The sequence below is a fragment of the Microbulbifer mixtoriginis (SeqCode) genome, assembly GCF_052466695.1.
In genome coordinates this window covers 2,195,993-2,213,766 of record NZ_CP174285.1, presented here as the reverse complement: position 1 = coordinate 2,213,766, position 17,774 = coordinate 2,195,993, and the positions used below count along the sequence as shown (strand labels likewise).

At 53.4% G+C, this 17,774-nt stretch carries 15 protein-coding genes and 1 other RNA gene; 8 read left to right on the top strand and 8 right to left on the bottom strand.

Annotation, left to right across the window (positions count from 1 at the left end; all coding sequences use genetic code 11):
* Window positions 1–306: 306 nt before the first annotated feature.
* Genes bioA through ACJJI0_RS09825 form a run of 3 tightly spaced genes read right to left on the bottom strand, consistent with a single transcriptional unit; the run spans window position 307 to window position 4,791 of the window.
* A complete protein-coding gene (bioA, locus tag ACJJI0_RS09835; RefSeq protein ID WP_444885727.1) occupies window positions 307–1,611 on the bottom strand; it encodes an adenosylmethionine--8-amino-7-oxononanoate transaminase in 1,305 nt (434 codons plus the stop codon).
* A 7-nt stretch (window positions 1,612–1,618) separates the two neighbouring features.
* The gene (locus ACJJI0_RS09830) at window positions 1,619–4,069 is read right to left on the bottom strand and encodes an ABC transporter permease (RefSeq protein WP_444885726.1); all 2,451 of its coding nucleotides are present in this window, start codon (window positions 4,067–4,069) and stop codon (window positions 1,619–1,621) included.
* Window positions 4,069–4,791, bottom strand: coding sequence for an ABC transporter ATP-binding protein (locus tag ACJJI0_RS09825; RefSeq protein ID WP_252085010.1), 723 nt, complete (start codon window positions 4,789–4,791; stop codon window positions 4,069–4,071). The genes ACJJI0_RS09830 and ACJJI0_RS09825 overlap by 1 nt, the downstream gene beginning before the upstream one ends.
* Window positions 4,792–4,835: 44 nt before the next feature.
* Here ACJJI0_RS09825 and ACJJI0_RS09820 point away from each other — a divergent pair, with 44 nt between their 5' ends.
* A complete protein-coding gene (locus ACJJI0_RS09820) occupies window positions 4,836–5,504 on the top strand; it encodes an arylesterase (protein ID WP_444885725.1) in 669 nt (222 codons plus the stop codon).
* 115 nt (window positions 5,505–5,619) lie between these two features.
* Window positions 5,620–6,537 carry a tRNA 2-thiocytidine(32) synthetase TtcA gene (ttcA, locus tag ACJJI0_RS09815; protein ID WP_252085012.1) on the top strand — a complete coding sequence of 306 codons (918 nt, stop codon included), beginning with the start codon at window positions 5,620–5,622 and terminating at the stop codon, window positions 6,535–6,537.
* Here the strand turns inward: ttcA and ACJJI0_RS09810 are convergent.
* Window positions 6,422–7,027: a hypothetical protein gene (locus tag ACJJI0_RS09810; protein ID WP_444885724.1), complete on the bottom strand. Its 606-nt coding sequence runs from the start codon at window positions 7,025–7,027 to the stop codon at window positions 6,422–6,424. The genes ttcA and ACJJI0_RS09810 overlap by 116 nt on opposite strands.
* 205 nt (window positions 7,028–7,232) lie before the next feature.
* On the opposite strand from ACJJI0_RS09810, the gene putP reads away from it, so the two are divergent.
* The 3 genes from putP (at window position 7,233) to ACJJI0_RS09795 (ending at window position 9,926) form a co-directional block, all read left to right on the top strand.
* Entirely contained in the window at window positions 7,233–8,699 is a 1,467-nt protein-coding gene (gene putP / locus ACJJI0_RS09805) for a sodium/proline symporter PutP (protein WP_444885723.1), read from the top strand.
* Between the two features lie 145 nt (window positions 8,700–8,844).
* Window positions 8,845–9,357, top strand: a complete 513-nt coding sequence (locus ACJJI0_RS09800; protein WP_252085015.1) for an O-acetyl-ADP-ribose deacetylase — start codon at window positions 8,845–8,847, stop codon at window positions 9,355–9,357.
* 104 nt (window positions 9,358–9,461) lie between these two features.
* Window positions 9,462–9,926 (top strand): Mpo1 family 2-hydroxy fatty acid dioxygenase, encoded by a 465-nt coding sequence (locus ACJJI0_RS09795; RefSeq protein ID WP_444885722.1) that lies wholly within the window; start codon window positions 9,462–9,464, stop codon window positions 9,924–9,926.
* A 75-nt stretch (window positions 9,927–10,001) separates the two neighbouring features.
* On the opposite strand, the gene ACJJI0_RS09790 is transcribed toward ACJJI0_RS09795, so the two are convergent.
* Window positions 10,002–10,487 carry an Lrp/AsnC ligand binding domain-containing protein gene (locus ACJJI0_RS09790; protein WP_152452263.1) on the bottom strand — a complete coding sequence of 162 codons (486 nt, stop codon included), beginning with the start codon at window positions 10,485–10,487 and terminating at the stop codon, window positions 10,002–10,004.
* A 198-nt stretch (window positions 10,488–10,685) separates the two neighbouring features.
* Here ACJJI0_RS09790 and ald point away from each other — a divergent pair, with 198 nt between their 5' ends.
* Entirely contained in the window at window positions 10,686–11,831 is a 1,146-nt protein-coding gene (gene ald / locus ACJJI0_RS09785; RefSeq protein ID WP_252085017.1) for an alanine dehydrogenase, read from the top strand.
* Between the two features lie 354 nt (window positions 11,832–12,185).
* Here ald and ACJJI0_RS09780 read toward each other — a convergent pair whose 3' ends face one another.
* The 3 genes from ACJJI0_RS09780 to ACJJI0_RS09770 all read right to left on the bottom strand — a co-directional run bounded on the left by ACJJI0_RS09780 (window position 12,186) and on the right by ACJJI0_RS09770 (window position 15,419).
* Window positions 12,186–13,547, bottom strand: a complete 1,362-nt coding sequence (locus tag ACJJI0_RS09780; protein ID WP_444885721.1) for a substrate-binding domain-containing protein — start codon at window positions 13,545–13,547, stop codon at window positions 12,186–12,188.
* Window positions 13,548–13,804: 257 nt separating this feature from the next.
* Window positions 13,805–14,521 (bottom strand): 16S rRNA (uracil(1498)-N(3))-methyltransferase, encoded by a 717-nt coding sequence (locus ACJJI0_RS09775; protein ID WP_444885720.1) that lies wholly within the window; start codon window positions 14,519–14,521, stop codon window positions 13,805–13,807.
* A 55-nt stretch (window positions 14,522–14,576) separates the two neighbouring features.
* The gene (locus ACJJI0_RS09770; protein ID WP_444885719.1) at window positions 14,577–15,419 is read right to left on the bottom strand and encodes a 6-carboxytetrahydropterin synthase; all 843 of its coding nucleotides are present in this window, start codon (window positions 15,417–15,419) and stop codon (window positions 14,577–14,579) included.
* 129 nt (window positions 15,420–15,548) lie between these two features.
* Between ACJJI0_RS09770 and ffs the strand changes: the two genes are divergently transcribed.
* An RNA gene (gene ffs, locus ACJJI0_RS09765) (signal recognition particle sRNA small type) lies at window positions 15,549–15,646 on the top strand.
* Window positions 15,647–15,900: 254 nt separating this feature from the next.
* Complete coding sequence (locus tag ACJJI0_RS09760; RefSeq protein WP_444885718.1) at window positions 15,901–17,763, top strand: M2 family metallopeptidase; 1,863 nt, start codon at window positions 15,901–15,903, stop codon at window positions 17,761–17,763.
* Window positions 17,764–17,774 lie beyond the last annotated feature (11 nt).

Below are 17,774 nucleotides of genomic sequence, written 5' to 3'. Positions count from 1 at the left end.
CGCTATCGTAAATGAGGATAACTATCATTAACATTCATGATACAGGAATTTTTAGGGGCTCAAAACATTTCTGACAGAAATTGCGTTCTGGCTGATCGATGCTTGTACAGGTCAAGAAAATGGAATCTGAGAACGGCGAGTACGGGAGGGGTCAACGGAGGCCTTTAGCCAGGAAGAGGCATCTCCGTTTATGGAATTTGATCTGTTAACCCTCTCTTCGCGATAGCAAAGAGAAGGTAATTTACAGGAAGAGCGGGTTAACCCGGTATTATTGAGACCGGCCTCACAAATTAATTGGTACGGAGGCTAAGAAACTTCACCCAATACATCAACCATTGCCGAAGTTAATTGGCTAAGGTCTTCTTTAGAAATTACATAGGGTGGCATGGCATAGACCAGCTTGCCGAAGGGGCGCAGCCAAACTCCGCGTTCGATTAAAGCCTCCTGCACTTTGGCCGTATTTACCGGTTCGCGCATTTCCACCACCCCAATAGCGCCAAGGGCGCGAACATCGGCCACACCCGGTGCGGCTTTTAATGGGGCCAGCTGCTCGGTCAGTTGCTGCTCGATTGCGGTTACTCGTTCCTGCCAGGGGCCGCTGAGTAGCAGTTGAATACTGGCATCGGCGACGGCACAAGCCAGGGGGTTACCCATAAAAGTGGGGCCGTGCATAAAGACACCGGCTTCGCCTTGGCAAATACCTTCAGCTACTTTATCGGTACAGAGAGTGGCGGCGAGGGTCATGGTGCCGCCGGTGAGAGCTTTGCCTAGTGTGAGGATATCCGGGGTGATATCGGCGTGTTCACAAGCAAATAACTTGCCGCTGCGACCAAAGCCGGTGGCGATTTCATCGGCGATTAATAGCTGGTCGTGCTCGTCACAGAGTGCTCGTACCCGGCGCAGGTAATTTGCGGAATAAAAGCGCATACCGCCGGCGCCCTGTACTATGGGTTCGAGAATTACCGCAGCCAGTTGCTCGCCGTTTTGCGCAATCAGTTGTTCCAGTTCACGGATATCTTCATCCGGGCAGGTTTCGCCGAAAGGGGTTTGCGGGGCGGGGGCAAACAGGTGTTGGCTCAATTGCCCGGCAAACAGGTGGTGCATGCCGGTAACGGGATCACAGGTGGCCATGGCTCCGAATGTATCGCCGTGGTAGCCGTTGCGCAGGGCGAGCAGTTTGCTCTTTTGCGGTTTTCCCTGGGAGTGCCAGTATTGAATGGCCATCTTGATGGCCACTTCCACAGACACTGAACCGGAGTCAGCCAGAAATACCCGGTTGAGGCCGGTGGGAGTGATTTCCACTAATTTCTTGCACAGCTCGATTGCGGGCTCGTGAGTTAAGCCCCCGAACATGACGTGGGACATTTTGTCCATCTGATCGCGCATGGCCTGGTTTAGCTCGGGCACATTGTAGCCGTGCAGGGCACTCCACCAGGAGGACATACCGTCGATCAGGCCGCGCCCGTCTTCCAGGTAAAGTCTTACCCCCTCGGCCCGCGCTACCGGGTACACCGGCGGCGGGTCGATCAGGGAGGAGTAGGGATGCCAAATATGTTTGCGATCGAAATCCAGGTCCATAAAAACTACATCTTTATTCTCAAGAGCCGACATTCATCATTTAGGCCAGTTCGCGCAGTACTCTGAGCGGGGGTTGGCTGATAGAGCTGTAACAGGTCAGGGTACCGGCGGTGCCAACCAGAACCGCACCGGTGAGTGGTCCGGTTAGCCAAAGGACTGGGTGCAATATCACCGGCAGTTCAAAGACCCAATAAGACAGCACGGCCAAGGTGGCTTCGGCACCGATAGCCGCGAGCAAGCCGGCGGCAAAACCCAGTAGGCCAAATTCCAATATCAGGCTTCTCAGCAACAAGCGCCTGCGACCTCCCAGTGTGCGGATAATTGCCGCTTCCTGCAATCGCTCGGCGATACTGGCGCGCACCCCGGCAATTAATACCAGGACCCCGGCAACCAGCATCAGGGCCATGACCGATTCGATAGCAAAGGACACCTGGTTAATGGTGTCGCGGATACGCTGGATGATCTTATCCAGCTCTATCACGCTGACACTGGGGAAGGCGCGAACCAGGTCGTTGACCAGTAACTTGTCCTCCGGTGGGAGGTAAAAACTGGTGATATAGGTAGCCGGGAAATCATCGATAGTGCCCGGTGCAAATATCATATAGAAGTTGGGGCGCATGCTATTCCAGTCCAGCGAGCGGAAGCTGGCTACCGGGGCTTCTACTTCCAGTCCGCCGATGGAAAAGCGCAATTGATCTCCCAGTGATAGCTCCAGCTGGGCTGCCAGTTCCACTTCTACGGAAACACCTTCGCTGGCCTTGTCCCACCACTCGCCTTCCAGAATACGGTTATCTGGTGCGAGGGTGTCGGTGTAGCTCAGGTTTAATTCCCGGCGAACGCCACCGGGACGATCTTTCTTCTCTTTAATCGAGACGCCGTTAATCGCCACCAAACGGCCGCGCACCATGGGGTAAAACTCGGTGCTGCTTACCTCGCCCTCTGCCAGCATATTTTCCATGGTTGGAACATCGTGAGGGGCGATATTCAGGAGGAAGTGATTGGGGGCTTTTTCCGGCAATTGCATCCGCCATTCATCCACCAGGGCGGTGCGGGCAAAGACCATGGCCAGCATGGCCAATAAACCGGTGCCAAAAGCGGCAATCAATAAGGTGTTAAATGCGGCTCGGCGTTGCAGGCTGCCCAGGGCAATACGCCAGGCGCCTCCCAGGGAGGCCAGCTTTCCGCGCACCAAAAGTCGGTTAACCAAGGCGCTGCCCGCCACCAATAGGAGCATGCCGACAAACAGGGCGAGCGTCATGAGCAGGCTGCCGGAAAGCCACCAGATTAGGAGCAGCATAGCGCTGGGGCCGAGAATCAGCCCGAGCCATTCGCGTCGGTCAGGATTGCTCCAGTCGTGCCGCAGGGTTTGCATCGGGTCTGTACGAGCTAAACGGAAAAGTGGCGGTAGGGCAAAGCCCAGTGCGCAGGCGAGGCCGGTGGCGAGCCCGATCAGCAGTGGGCTCCAGCTGGTGGCCGGGGGTTGTACCGGGAAGAACCCTTCCATCAGGTTGACCGCCTGGCTCTGGATAAAGGTGCCCAGTGCCAGGCCGATAGCAGTGGCAATCAGGGTGAGAGCGGCCAGTTGTCCCAGGTAGATGCCGAGAATTTTGTTGCGCCCGGCGCCGAGACTTTTCATTACGGCTACGTAGGCGCCGTGGCGCAGTCCGTAGCGTCTGGCTGCCAGGCCAACGGCGACGCTGGCGAGGAGAACGGCCAGGCTGGCGGCGAGAAACAGGAAGGACTCGGCTCTATCCAGGGCAGAGGCAACCCGGGGCTGGCCTTCGCGCAGGTCCAGTATTCGCTGGTGTTCAGTCAGCTGAGGTTTGAGCCAGTCAAAGTAATCCTTCAGAACTTGGTCATCACCGGCAAACAGATAGCGGTAGCGCACTCGGCTGCCGGGCTGGATTACACCAGAGGCGGGCAGGTCGGCGGTATTGGCTAATACTCGCGCACCCATATCAAACAGGCTGGTGCCCCGGTCGGGTTCCCGCTCCAGTATGGCTGTCACTTTTAATTGGGTGTCGCCGAGGGCGATAGGGTCGCCGAGCTGGATTCCCATCAAAGGTAGAAGGCGGGACTCCACCCAGGCTTCTCCTGGGGGAGGTCCTTGTGGTGCCACTTCCCTTGGGCCTCCCTGGGATTTGCTGATTTCCAGTTGCCCCACCAGCGGATAGCCTTTGTCGACGGCTTTGACCGAGACAAACTGGAACTGGTCGTTGGCGGAGATCATGGATGAAAACTGGACTATCTGGCCCTGTTCTAACCCTTTTTTATTGGCCTCTTCCAGCCATGCGCTATCCACAGGCTTACTGCTGCGCAGCACCCGTTCTGCGGCCAGGAAGGTGAGGGATTGCTGCTCCATGGCGCGGGTAAGGCGGTCGGTGAAATGGGCGATCGCAGTGACACAGGTAACAGCCAAAATCAGGGCTGAGGCAATTAGCGCCAACTCGCCACCGCGCCAGTCCCTGAAAAGCAGTCGCAGAGGCAGCATCAGGCGGATACCTCCGAGAAGTTGTCGTCACCGGCAAGGGGCTCGTAAGACTCCACGGCACCTGCAGACATACGCAAGTGAGTGGCGCAGCGTTCAGCCAGGCGCTGCTCGTGGGTCACCAACACCAGAGTGGTGCTGGATTCGGCATTGAGCTTAAAGAGTAAATCGATGATCTTGGCGCCGTTGCCGGCATCCAGGCTGCCGGTGGGTTCGTCGGCAAAAAGGATAGCGTCCTCGCCGCTGAAGCTGGCGAATGCCCTGGCAATGGCGACCCTTTGCTGCTCCCCGCCGGAGAGTTGGCGCGGGTAATGGCCCAGGCGATGCTCGAGTCCGACCTTGGCCAGGAACTCCTCAGCGCGTTTGGCGGCGCCGCGTTCACCGCGTAGCTCACTGGGCAGCATGACATTCTCGCGAGCGGTGAGACCGGGTAGTAGCTGGAAGGTTTGGAAGACAAACCCCACACAGCGGGCGCGTACCGCCGCACGTTGTTCTTCATCCATGGCGGTAATTTCTTCGCCGGCCAGCCAGATTTTTCCCTCACTGGGCTTGTCCAATCCAGCTAATAGACCGAGCAAGGTGGACTTGCCGGAACCTGAGGCACCGGTCACAGCCAGACTCTCTCCACGCGCCAGCTGCAGGGAGATATTGTTTAATAGGGTCAATGGCCCTTCGCTGGTGGAGACTCTGTGATACAGGTTTTCTGCCGTAAGAATGGCGGACATACTGTGTTCCCTATACGGATGCGCGAATTTTTGGAGAGTATGACATGACGACAGCCATTTTTCGGCAGATGGCGGCTCAATTCAGCTTGGTACTGTTGCTGTTTATCCCCATTGGAGCTGCCCAGGCAAGTAAGGCAGATACCTTGTTGGTCTTGGGTGACAGTATCAGCGCGGCCTACGGTATCAATGAAGAGCAGGGGTGGGTGCAATTACTGCAGGAGCGTTTGCAGGAAAAGGGCAAAAAAGTTCGGGTGATCAATGCCAGTATCAGCGGAGAGACGACTTCTGGTGGATTGACGCGTCTGCCGCGCCTGATGCAGGAGCACAATCCGCGTTGGCTGATTGTAGAGCTGGGCGGCAATGATGGTCTGCGGGGATACCCTCCCCAGTCTTTACAGCGCAACCTGATGGAGATGGTGAAGCTGGCGAAGAACTCTGGTGTAGAGGTTTTGCTGCTTGGCATGCGTATCCCGCCCAACTACGGCCGCGCCTATACCAATGCTTTTGCCGCCGTTTACCCCAAGGTGGCCAAATCCGAACAGGTCGGGTTGGTGCCCTTCTTCCTGGAAACCGTCGCGCTTGCAGACGGCGCCATGCAATCCGATGGTATCCACCCAACCGCCAAGGCACAGCCTGCCTTGCTGGAGCATGTTTGGCCCTGTGTTGAGTTCTTGTTAGCGGATAAGTCGGATGGGGAGTCGTGTACTCCGTGATCGAAATGCGTACAATCGCGCCCCCTAGCAATATGAAAGCCTCGCTCCACACAGATAGGCGATGGCTGTGACCCCCAGCCCCGGTCACCGGTACCGAAATAGTTAGAGAGACACCATGTCCGAAGTGGAAAATCGCCGCGAGCGACTCGAATTCAACAAACTGCAGAAACGCCTACGCCGCCATGTGGGTCGCGCTATTGCCGACTTCAACATGATTGAAGAGGGCGACAAAATCATGGTTTGCTTATCCGGTGGTAAGGATTCTTACGCCATGCTGGATATTCTGCTGAACCTGCAAAAAACCGCCCCGGTGAACTTTGAGTTGGTGGCGGTGAATATGGACCAGAAGCAGCCTGGTTTCCCTGAACATATCCTGCCGGAGTATCTGCGCTCCCTCGGCGTGCCACACCATATCGTAGAGAAAGATACCTATTCGGTGGTGCAGGAAGTGGTGCCAGAGGGCAAGACTACCTGTAGCCTTTGTTCACGACTGCGTCGGGGTACCCTTTACGGCTTTGCCGAGGAAATCGGTGCTACCAAAGTGGCCCTTGGTCACCATAAGGACGATATCGTCGAGACCTTGTTCCTGAATATGTTTTACGGTGGTCGCCTGAAGGCGATGCCGCCCAAGCTGCGTGCAGATGATGGGCGCAATATTGTGATTCGCCCGCTGGCTTATTGCCGAGAAGAGGATATTGCCCGCTACGCGGAGTTCAAGGAATTCCCCATTATTCCCTGTAATTTGTGTGGTAGTCAGGAAAACTTGCAGCGCCAGGCGATCAAGCAGATGTTGCGGGAGTGGGACAATAAATTCCCAGGGCGCAGTGAAAATATCTTTGCCGCATTAACACGTATATCCCCGTCGCAATTGGCGGACAGGGATCTCTACGATTTTGAAAGTCTGGAATTGGATCGCTCTAAGCCGTCGGCTGCCGAGCGCCCTGACCATTTAATTCAGCGCCAGGTGAATTCGTGGGAGCCGGACGATGCCCAGGAGGTTGAGCCCCAGTATATCTCGGCGCTGAATTTGTAGGATCGGCACCGCTCACCAGCTGGGCATAGCTGCATTCAAAATCTCGCGTAGTGGCACTGGGTCCGTGATGGAAATGCTGGTGCCACAATCGCGCCATTTTGGCCACATCGTGGATGTCTGATTCGGGTATTTTGTGCACTTCTGCCGAGCGGTAAACCAGCCAGGCGATAGCGGTGGCATAGCGCAGGTTGGTGGTCAGTTCGCTGTGGGGGTGGTCGAGAAAATCCCGTTGGCTGGCGAGCCCTCGAATTTTTGAGGCCAGTGCGGGGTGATCAATCAGGTAGTTATCCCAGATTTCCCGGTGTGTATGTGGCTGGATTTGATAGATCCCCAACCCGTGGCGCCGTCCCTGCTTGAGATGAAAGCCCAGCTGTGACTCCTGTGCAGCAGTGCCCAGCAAAAGGTTTTCCATGCCCTGGCTCCAGGCTCTCAAATGCTTGAGGGTTGGACGGATAACCTGGAGGCGCAGTTCGTCCAGACAGATGCCCATAGTATTGTCTTTTTTCTGTGGTTGTTCTGAATATTTAGTTTGTGGATTGAGTTGGCGCCAGCCGTTAAGTAGATTTACGCGCAATAAACATAATTATTTTTGAAGTGGCTCCGGTTCTGTAGTGCATTTTGCTCAAAAAGCGAGCAAGTGTCGCAGTCATTGCCTTCTTTCGGTGCCATTCCGTTTTTGAGCAGAAGGAATTCCCATGTCCGCACAGTGGCTCGTCGCCTTAACTTTTATCGCCTACCTGGCTCTGATTCTGGTGATCGGTATTTACGCCTATTTACGCACCAAAAATGCCAGTGACTATTTCCTCGGTGGCCGTTCGCTGCCTCCAGCTGTAGCAGCCTTGTCGGCTGGCGCTTCGGATATGAGCGGTTGGTTACTGCTGGGTTTGCCCGGAGCTGCTTATGCTGCCGGTCTCTCCGCAGGCTGGATCGCTATAGGCCTGTTCTCGGGAATTGTGTTGAGTTGGGTTAGCATGGGGCGTCGCCTGCGTATTTATACCTATGAGTTGGATGACTCCCTCACAGTTCCCGCTTACCTGGATCGTCGCTTCAAAATGGGGCACCCCTACCTGCGCACGGTATGCGCGGTCTTTATCCTGCTGTTTTTCCTCTTCTATGTGGCTTCTGGTCTGATTGCCGGCGGTAAGCTATTTGAAACGGTATTCGGTTGGGATTACCACTGGGCGGTAATTGTTGGTGCTATAGCTGTCATTTCCTACACGCTGTTTGGTGGGTTCCTGGCGGTATCCTGGACTGATGTGTTTCAGGGCTTATTAATGAGCGCTGCTCTAATTGCCGTACCATTGGTTGTGATTTCTGACCAGGGTGGTTTCTCCGCCAGTTGGGCCCAGTTGCAAGCGCAGCAACCGCAATTAACGCATTGGCTCACAGATGGCAGCGGCCAGGCATTGGGCTTAGTCGCGATTCTCAGCTCTTTGGCCTGGGGGCTGGGTTACTTTGGTCAGCCCCATATCCTGGCGCGCTTTATGGCAGTGCGCAGCCCCGATGATGTGCCGGCAGCGGCAACCGTTGCCGCGGTGTGGTCCCTGATCGGTTTTCTCGGCGCCATGGCGGTGGGTCTCTTTGCCCATCTGCAAATGGAACAAGGGCTGCCCGATGGTGAGACTGTCTTTATGGAGCTGGTTCAGGTGTTGTTCCACCCGATTGTTGCCGGTGTGCTGTTGGCAGCGATCCTCTCAGCCATCATGAGTACGGCAGATTCCCAGCTGTTAGTGTCATCTGCGGCACTGGCGGAAGATATCTATCATGTTTGGTTTGGTCGCAAGACCAGTCCGGAGGCCATGGTTAAAGTGGGGCGCTGGGCTGTTGTTGGGCTCTCCCTGATCGCGGTGTGGATCGCGATGGACCCGGATTCCAAGGTTTTGGATGTGGTGAGCTATGCCTGGGCAGGACTCGGTGCCGCGTTCGGCCCGGCACTGTTGATCAGCCTTTACTGGTCCCGTATGACGGGCAGTGGAGCCATTGCCGGGGTTCTTGTCGGTGGGCTTACCGTAGTGATTTGGGAGCAGCTGTCTGGGGGAATCTTCGATATCTATGAGTTGCTGCCAGGTTTCATTTTCTCAGCAGCTGCTATCGTCATAGTTAGCGCGCTGACGAAATGCCCGGAAACTGTGGCCTCCCAACACAAGAAATTGCTGGGATAAGCCCGGGGGCTGCGGGGCCCTGTTGCATTGGCCCGGCCACTTGTCTGCAGTGCAAAGGACGCGTCCTACTCATGGGCGCGACTGTTGTGAAGCGAAAAGGATTTCCATCCGCAGCGATTATTCAAATAGCGGTTGGAGATACTGAGTGATCAAAGTTCATCTCGGTGATATCACACGATTGAACGTCGATGTCATCGTCAACGCCGCCAATACACGCCTGCTCGGCGGTGGTGGTGTGGACGGGGCCATTCACCGTGCCGCAGGTCCTAAGCTACTGGAAGCTTGTCGAAGTATCGGCGGCTGTCCAGTTGGCGAGGTCCGTGCTACCAGCGCTTTCTCAATCCCCGTTAAACGTATTTATCACACGGTCGGACCCGTTTGGCGCGGGGGCCGCCTGGGTGAGCCAGAGCTGCTATCGAGCTGCTATCGCCAGTGTCTGGCCTTAGCGCGGAGAGAGAGCATGTACTCTATAGCCTTCCCCGCGATTAGCTGCGGTGTTTACGATTACCCTCCCAGGCAGGCTGTGGAAATTGCTGTAGAGCAGGTACAGCAACACCAGGAGAGGGAAGGGGCGCCAGTGAGTATTGTTTTTTGTTGTTTCGACGAGGAAATGGCAGAGCTCTATCACACCCAACTGGATGCCTATGTGCGGCGTTAACTGATTACTTTGCGCTTTTGCCTGATACATTCGGCCATTGATTGCGTTGCAGCTGTTTAGCAAGATGAGCGTCTGACAATAAAAAATAAGAAAAGGAGATTGTCATGCGCAGTGCCCAACAGTGGTTTGCCGAATATGGTGAAAGCCATCAGAACCCCGTCAATAAATCGATTCACTGGATTGCGGTACCAGTGATTTACGCCACCGTCGCTGGCCTCTTATGGGCCATACCCCAGCCGCAATTTATGGCATCAATACCCTGGTTAAATTGGGCCGTAGTGATCACAGTGCCGGTGATGTTGTTCTATTTCGCCCTGTCATTCTCCATTGGCCTGGGGATGACTGCACTAACGCTAGTGTGTCTGTGGGCCTGGTCTGTGGTAGAGCGGCTGGGAATACCCGTCTGGCAAACCGCGCTGGGACTGTTTGTGCTGATGTGGATTTTTCAGTTTATCGGTCACCATATCGAAGGGAAAAAACCTTCCTTCTTCAAGGATATTCAATTCCTGCTTATCGGCCCCGCCTGGGTGATAGGCTTCATCTATCGAAAGCTCAGAATTCAGTACTGATTTCATTTACTGTTAGCAAGCAAGAGAGGCGATGGATCAGTCGTCTCTCTTGTGATCTAACTCCGCAAATTGGGGCTAGCGGTTGTAATGGACCGGCACCTCTAAAGTCTCTTTCACTTCCTCCATCACCACATAGCTGGTGCACTCCTGTACCTCCGGTAGGGTCAGAAGGGTTTCACCATAAAACTTACGGTAGGCGCTCATATCGGCAACTCGTGCCTTGATCAGGTAATCGAAGTTGCCTGATACCAGGTAACACTCCTGTACTTCCGGCAGGGCTGCTACAGCATTGCGGAACTCTTCGAAGGCGTCCTGGGCGGAACGGTTTAGGCGAATCTGCACAAAAACCACCAGGGCTGCGTCGAGGAACTCTGGATTGATCAGCGCGGTATACCCCTGAATAACCCCATCGTTTTCCAGCCGTTTCACCCGCTCGACACATGGCGTAGCAGTCAATCCCACTTGACGAGCTAGCTCTGCATAGCTGGTACGGCCATTTTTTTGCAGAACTCGCAAGATATTGCGGTCTACGGTGTTCAGTTCTCCCGCGCGCTTGCGCATATCTTGTTTCCTTTGTGGGCGATCAGATCAATAAATAGTCTTATTACTATTGTAAGTAGTTGATTCCACTAGTTTGTTAAAAATTCTTACAGAAATCCACTTTTAAAGTGGCCCTATACTGGGTAAAACACAGAAAGTAGGTGTAGCTCCGAGCTTTTTGCGGAGACTACGCCAAACGCAGAGATTAAGGAGCAGAAAATGTTGATTGGCGTCCCGAAAGAGATCAAAAACCACGAGTACCGTATTGGCCTGACGCCGTCTAGTGTTCGCGAACTGATCGGCCATGGTCACCAAGTAATCGTACAGAAAGATGGCGGTGCCGCTATCGGTTTTACTGATGAAATGTACGAGCAGGCCGGAGCCAAAATCATCGAGACTCCGGAAGAGATCTTTGCTACTGCCGATATGATCGTCAAGGTGAAAGAGCCGCAGCCCAATGAGTGCGAAATGCTGCGCCCAGGGCAGGTTCTCTACACTTACCTCCATCTTGCTCCAGACCCCAAGCAAACCGAGCTGTTGGTGAAATCTGGTGCAACCTGCATCGCCTATGAAACTGTGACTGACCGCTTTGGCGGCCTGCCTCTGCTGGCCCCCATGTCCGAAGTTGCCGGCCGTATGTCTGTACAGTGTGGTGCGCATCACTTGGAAAAAGCTCAGGGCGGCCTCGGTGTACTGCTGGGTGGTGTTCCCGGTGTTGCACCTGCCAAAGTGCTCATCATCGGTGGTGGTGTTGTTGGTACCAATGCCGCCAAGATGGCGCTGGGTATGGGTGCTGACGTCACTATCTTGGACCGTTCACTGCCACGTCTGCGTCAGCTGGATGACATTTTTGGTGGTGCTGTACGCACCGAGTACTCCACGAATGATGCGATTGAAAAGCACGCCCTGGAAGCAGACCTGGTCGTAGGTGCAGTGCTGATTCCTGGCGCCGCAGCTCCCAAGCTGCTGACCCGCGATATCATCAGCCGTATGAAGAAGGGTGCAGTGGTAGTGGATGTAGCTATCGACCAAGGTGGCTGTTTCGAAACCTCCAAAGCGACCACTCACCAGGAGCCCACTTACGTTGTCGATGGTGTAGTGCACTACTGTGTGGCCAACATGCCCGGTGGTGTAGCACGCACCTCCACCATGGCTCTGAACAACGCTACCCTGCCTTACGCTGTAGCCTTGGCAAACAAAGGCGCTAAGCAGGCGTTGCTGGATGATGCCAACCTGCTGGAAGGTCTGAATGTTCACGCCGGTATGGTGACTTACAAGGCAGTTGCCGATGTACTGGGATATGAGTTTGTAGATCCGAAGCTGGCTTTGCAAAAAGTAGCTGAGGCGGAAGGCGCCGTAGCTTAATAGGATGCGGCTGCGTCAGCCGCACCTTGAACAAGAAAGCGGTAACGCGCTTGTTTTGAAGGGAAATTTTCCCCGGAGCGCTCTTTGGCGTTCCTCTCTGTGAGACCTGGTGGCTTGTGCCACCATTGTAGCCGCGTTTAAACGCGGCTTTTTTATTGCTAATTTATCGTTACCCTTGAACGATAGCTCCGCTCCCCCTAAAAAAATAATTTTACTCCTTAACTATTTTTCATTTCTCAACAAATACAATGATTTGTGTCGTAAAAAAAGGAGACCGCGGTGGCCTCTCTTTAGATGTCTATTTATCCAGCCTTATTCGTTTCTTCTTCCCTGATTCTGGCCGGACTTTAATGGCTAGAGTAGCCAAACTTCAACTCGACGATTTTTAATTTTTGCGCTGGAGTTATTCGAGGCGATTGGGAGGTAAGCACCAAAACCCTGCACTGGCGCGGTACTAATTTTATAATCGCGCAGAGCTGAACGTACGGTAACTGCGCGAAGTTTGGATAGGATAACCGAACGTTCAGGGCTGACTTTCTCATCGCCAAACCCGACAAGTAATAGTTTTCGACCTTGGTTCTGTGGCTTTTCCATGTACTTTGCCAGCCTTTCAATATCCTGCTGAGCCTTGTTATCCAGGGAAGCACTGCCCTCGGAGAAACGGAAATTGATACTGAGTCGCTCAGCATTTCGGGTAAGCTTCAAATATTCGCTTGGTCCTTCCCGAGAATCCTCTAGTTTAAAGCCGATGGGAGTTTGCGCGACGAATCCAGAGGATTTCACCTGTTCCTGTCCCGGCTCACTCTGTACAAAACGCAGAAATTCTTTCGCTGTAGAGTTGGAGGAATAAATCGGAGTGTATAGGAAAAGGCGGCGTGACAGTGGGTAGTCTTCCGTAGCAATGGTTAGGTGCTCTGGAGCCTGCGGCAGAGTATTTTGGTCAGAAACGGCTACAGCCTTTGCCTGGCGGATGGATGCTAGCCCAACAAAGCCGATTCCGCGCGGGTCAGAGGTAACACGGTCGGAAAGTTGATCGTTGGACTCGAAGCGCTTGGCCCGGCTGGTGAGAGCGTAACGCTTGCCAAGTACCAAGCTTTTAAAGGTATCCCAGGTGCCTGATTGGTCGTCTCGGGCATAAACGTTAATTCGCCCTTTGCCTTTACCGAGTTCCGACCAGTCTTTGATTTGACCAGAAAAAATAGCACTTATTTGCTGTAGGGTCAGTTGGTGAAGTGGGTTGCGTGGATGCACTATTATGGCCAGTCCATCTATGGCAATGACATGCTCCGCATTGCGGCTGCGCATATCGCCCAGTGTGCTCAGCTCTGTGAATTCACCGTCTTTGATTGGGCGCGAAGCCATGGCGATATCGGCCTTTGCCAGTTTTAACCCAGTAAAGCCCGTACTGGAACCATGTGCAGCAATATCGACAAATACAGAATTGTTGCCAACTTTTGCCTGAATACGGACTTCGTTGGGAGCGTCTAGTGGCTGGACACTAATGTCACTCGCTCCTTTCGCAGTGAAATAGTCTTGAACCAAGTTGGGTGCCAGTTGTGCGCCAATAGTATTGGAGCCGTGTAGGCTAAATAGCTTTCCATTGCTGTCTGAAGGAAAAGGAGGAAGTTCAGCGGTGGCGAAAGGGCTTAGAAGGTTAGTAGCAAGCAGTATTAATAGTATTAATGAGCGGCACAGTCGTTGAAGAAAAAGGTACATGTGATTTCAGAGCCTAGGGAAGTAAAACGAGGCCGCAAAATATGTCTTAATTGTGACAAAATGATGAATTATTCATGAAGGAAGCGTGCAAAAGTCTCAAATTTGAGTCCAGGACAATTTGCGGTAAACAAGACCATATTGCCGTAGCTTTTTGAAAGCTTGGGGAGAGCGATATTAATGGCTTGTGAAATAAATATGAGAAGTATGGATCACATGCACTGTGAAATTGGCATGTGATCACGACTCGGGACTTACACTTAACAGGAGGGGAAAAGTCGGCTTACCAGAACTGGTAGGGCTGTTTCTACTCGGAGAATTCGTGGGCCCAGGTGTACAGAGTAAAACCCAGCTTCTTTTAACTTCTCAACTTCGTAGGCAATAAACCCCCCTTCAGGACCAATTGCCAGGGTGCAGGCCTCTCCGATATCTACTGGGCAAGCAGTGCCACCGACCGGGTGAGCAACCAGTTTTTGAGAGCCCTGACACAGCTCGGGTAGCTCATCTTCCACAAAAGGTTTAAAGCGTTTGCGCAATAGAATTTCTGGCATTTGTGTGTCGACGGCTTGCTCGAGCCCAAGCAGGCATTGTTCAAAAAGCTTTTTCTCTTCTAGCCATGGGGTTTGCCAATAAGACTTTTCCACCCGATAGCTATTGATCAAGACCAGCTTTTTAACTCCCAGTGCGGTGACATGCTGGATAATGCGCTTCAGCATTTTGGGACGTGGCAGCGCCAGGATCAGGGTGATGGGAGGAGGTGGTGGAGCGTTTTTACTTAGCTCCACTCGGAGCTCTACTTGCTGATCGGCGAGAGTAGTGATTTGCCCATAGCCGATATTTCCGTCCAGCAGACCTACGCGCAGTTGCTGACCGGGCTCGGCCCGGTGGACATTGACAATATGCTCTAGCCTACGGCCAGAGAGGCGGACGACATCAGGGCTGATAAAGTCCGCTTCTTGCAAAAGAATCAAATTCAAAATCAAGTCTCTTGAGACTATGGAGAATTGTTAGTTTTAGTGGCTTTTACAGAGGCTAGAGCTTAGCACTGGCAATGGCTCCTTTGCCGAGCCCCTCATAGGCGCGCACTCTGACTTCACTGCCGGGGTACTGTTCGGCAAGAGTCGTGGCGATATATTGAGCCAGCTGCTCAACAGTGGTATCGCAATCCAAAATTTCACAGGCGCTTGCGGGCAACTCCAAGGTGAAATCTCCCTGTTGGGCTCTGTAGGCGAAGATCAGGCTATGTCCACTCTCTTCACGCAGGTCTTCACGGGTACCCAGGTAAATATCTTTCCAACGTTGAGACCACTTTTGCTCTAGCGATTTGTCTCTCTTTTCATTAACAAAAATTTGGATGCGAGAGCGGTGGCCGTGGGCAATACGCTGGCAATTGCCCTGATGTTTTTTCAGGCCGTGGCTGTAATGGTAAAAGGCATCCTGAATTTGCTCGTCTTCAAAAGATAGCTTGAGCTGCTCGACACTGGCAGGGAAGGAGTTAGCCAGTTGCTGAACACTCCAGCGGGCAACACTTTCAGCATTGATGCTACCACTCTCTACTAGGGCGAATGCCTGTTCTGGTCCAGACACTGAAATCTGCTCGCCGCTTGCGAGTTGCCACTTGAGAGAGATATTGCCGTCTTGATGGGCTAGCGCCAGGCCAGGGGCGAGGATCGGAACCAGGAGGCGGTGATCCAGCTGATCATCTAGCCAGTGGCGCAATGTCTTTTTAACGATACCAAAATCGCAAACCATGCCCTGGTGATCGAGAGCCCCATCCAGGGCGGCATTTGCTAGCCAGGTTTCGCCCACTAAACCACGCTGGTGGTCCAGGTAGCTGAAATCAACATTGGTCAAATTATCGACAAACAGATGCATGGTTAACTCTTCAGAAGGGGATAAAGTAGTAGTCGCCTATTATAACCTGTTAATAGGGCTGGAACTTGCGCCTTTAACCCTCTATAATCGCGCCCTCTTCGGATGCACCGAAGATCGTTGTGGTGGCCCTTCCGGTCCCCTCGCAATGAGCAGCTGCGAACCCCGCCAGGCCCGGAAGGGAGCAACGGTAGCAGTGGTATCATGTGCCGAGGGTGTTGCTGGTTGGGCTGCCTCCTTAAACGCCTTCCTTTTTAAAGCTTTACCTGATTCTTCGCCAGATGGCCTCCGAGGCTAATCGTCCCGCTGTCTGTTGGCAGCCGTACTCGATCACGCCGTATTTTTCCCCAGAAACCGCCGAATACGTGAGATTTTGTGTCGATCTGTAGCTAACTCATAAGCTTACCGTCGCTGCTAGCAGCTTGCTTATGCTATAAACGGCGACAGTTATAGCTAGGCCCAATAACGATTATTTGAGGGGAAGATGAAGAAAGTTGCTCTTGCCATTGCCGCTGCAGTAGCGCTGTCTGCCTGTGACAGCAATCAGCAGTCACCAAAATCCATGGGGGTGGCTCAGGCCACCGCAGAAAGCCCAGCGGCCAAAAATGGCCCGCTGACTGCTGAGGATGCCAAGGCATTCCTCAATGATGCCCAGGCCCGCCTGGAGAAAATGGCTCAGGAAATGAGCCACGCCGCTTGGTTGGCATCCACTTATATCAATCTTGATTCGCAGTATGTAGAAGCCCTCGCTTCCGAGCGCTATACAACGATGGCTGTGGAGCTCGCTTCGGAAGCGGCAAAGTTTAATGACTTGGAGCTCGATCCAGATACCCGTCGCCAATTGACCATGCTGAAGCAGGGTTTGGTGTTCCCGGCGCCGAAAGATCCCGCTTTGACCGCTGAGCTGGCCCAGATCGGCTCGAAAATGCAGGGTATGTATGGTGCCGGTAAGTACTGTCGGGAAGAGGAAGGGGCTGAGAAGTGTTACACCCTGACCGAGATGGGTCAGGTTATGGCTAGCAACCGCGACCCAGAGCTGCTTAAGGATTTGTGGGTGGGCTGGCGTAAAGTTTCCCCTCCTATGAAGCCTCTGTATGAGCGTCAAGTGGAGATCGGCAATGCCGGCACTGAGGAGCTGGGTTACGATAACCTGAGTGTTTTCTGGCGCTCCAAATACGATATGGAGCCAGATGCCTTCGCTGCCGATATGGATGCTCAGTGGGGCAAAGTGAAGCCTTTGTATGAGGCATTGCATTGCCATGTACGCGCCAAGCTAAATGATCACTACGGTGATGAGGTAGTTCCTGCTCAGGGTAAAATCCCCGCGCATCTGCTTGGTAATATGTGGGCTCAGGAGTGGGGCAATGTCTATGACCTAGTCAAAGACGATGACATGCAGGCACCCTATGACCTGACCCAGCTCGTTGTTGACTCGGGTATGAGCGAGCAGGATATGGTCAAGGCGGGTGAGAAGTTCTTTACTTCTCTCGGCTTCAAACCATTGCCCAAAACTTTCTGGGAGCGTTCTCAGTTCACGCAGCCCCGTGATCGCGATGTTGTCTGTCACGCCAGCGCCTGGAATATGGACGGCCAGGATGATATCCGCATCAAGATGTGTATTAACAAGACCGGAGAAGATCTGGTTACTATCCATCATGAACTGGGGCACAACTTCTATCAGCGCATTTATAAGGAGCAGCCCTTCCTCTATAAAGAGGGGGCCAACGATGGTTTCCACGAAGCTGTCGGCGATACCATTGCCCTGTCTATCACACCTAAGTACCTGAAGGAAATTGGCTTGATGGATGAGGTGCCGGATGAGAGTAAAGATATCGGTTATCTGATGCAGCAGGCGCTGGATAAAATTGCTTTCCTGCCTTTTGGTTTGCTGGTAGATAAGTGGCGCTGGCAGGTTTTCAATGGTGAGGTTCAGCCGGCTGATTACAATAAGGCTTGGTGGAAGCTGCGCGAGGAGTATCAGGGTATCCAGGCCCCGGTAGAGCGCACAGAAGCGGACTTCGATCCGGGTGCCAAGTACCATATTCCCGGCAACACTCCTTATGCCCGCTATTTCCTTGCTCGCATTCAGCAGTTCCAGTTCCACCGTGCATTGTGTGAAGCTGCTGGCGAGACCGGGCCACTGCATCGCTGCTCTATTTATCAAAATGATGAAGCGGGCAAGAAATTGCGTACCATGTTGGCTATGGGTGCCAGTAAGCCTTGGCCGGATGCGATGGAAGCTTTGACTGGCCAGCGCGATCTGGATGCATCTGCAATTATCGATTACTTCCAGCCTTTGATGGCATACTTGGAAGAGCAGAACAAGGGTCGTCAGTGCGGCTGGTAATTTGCTAACTT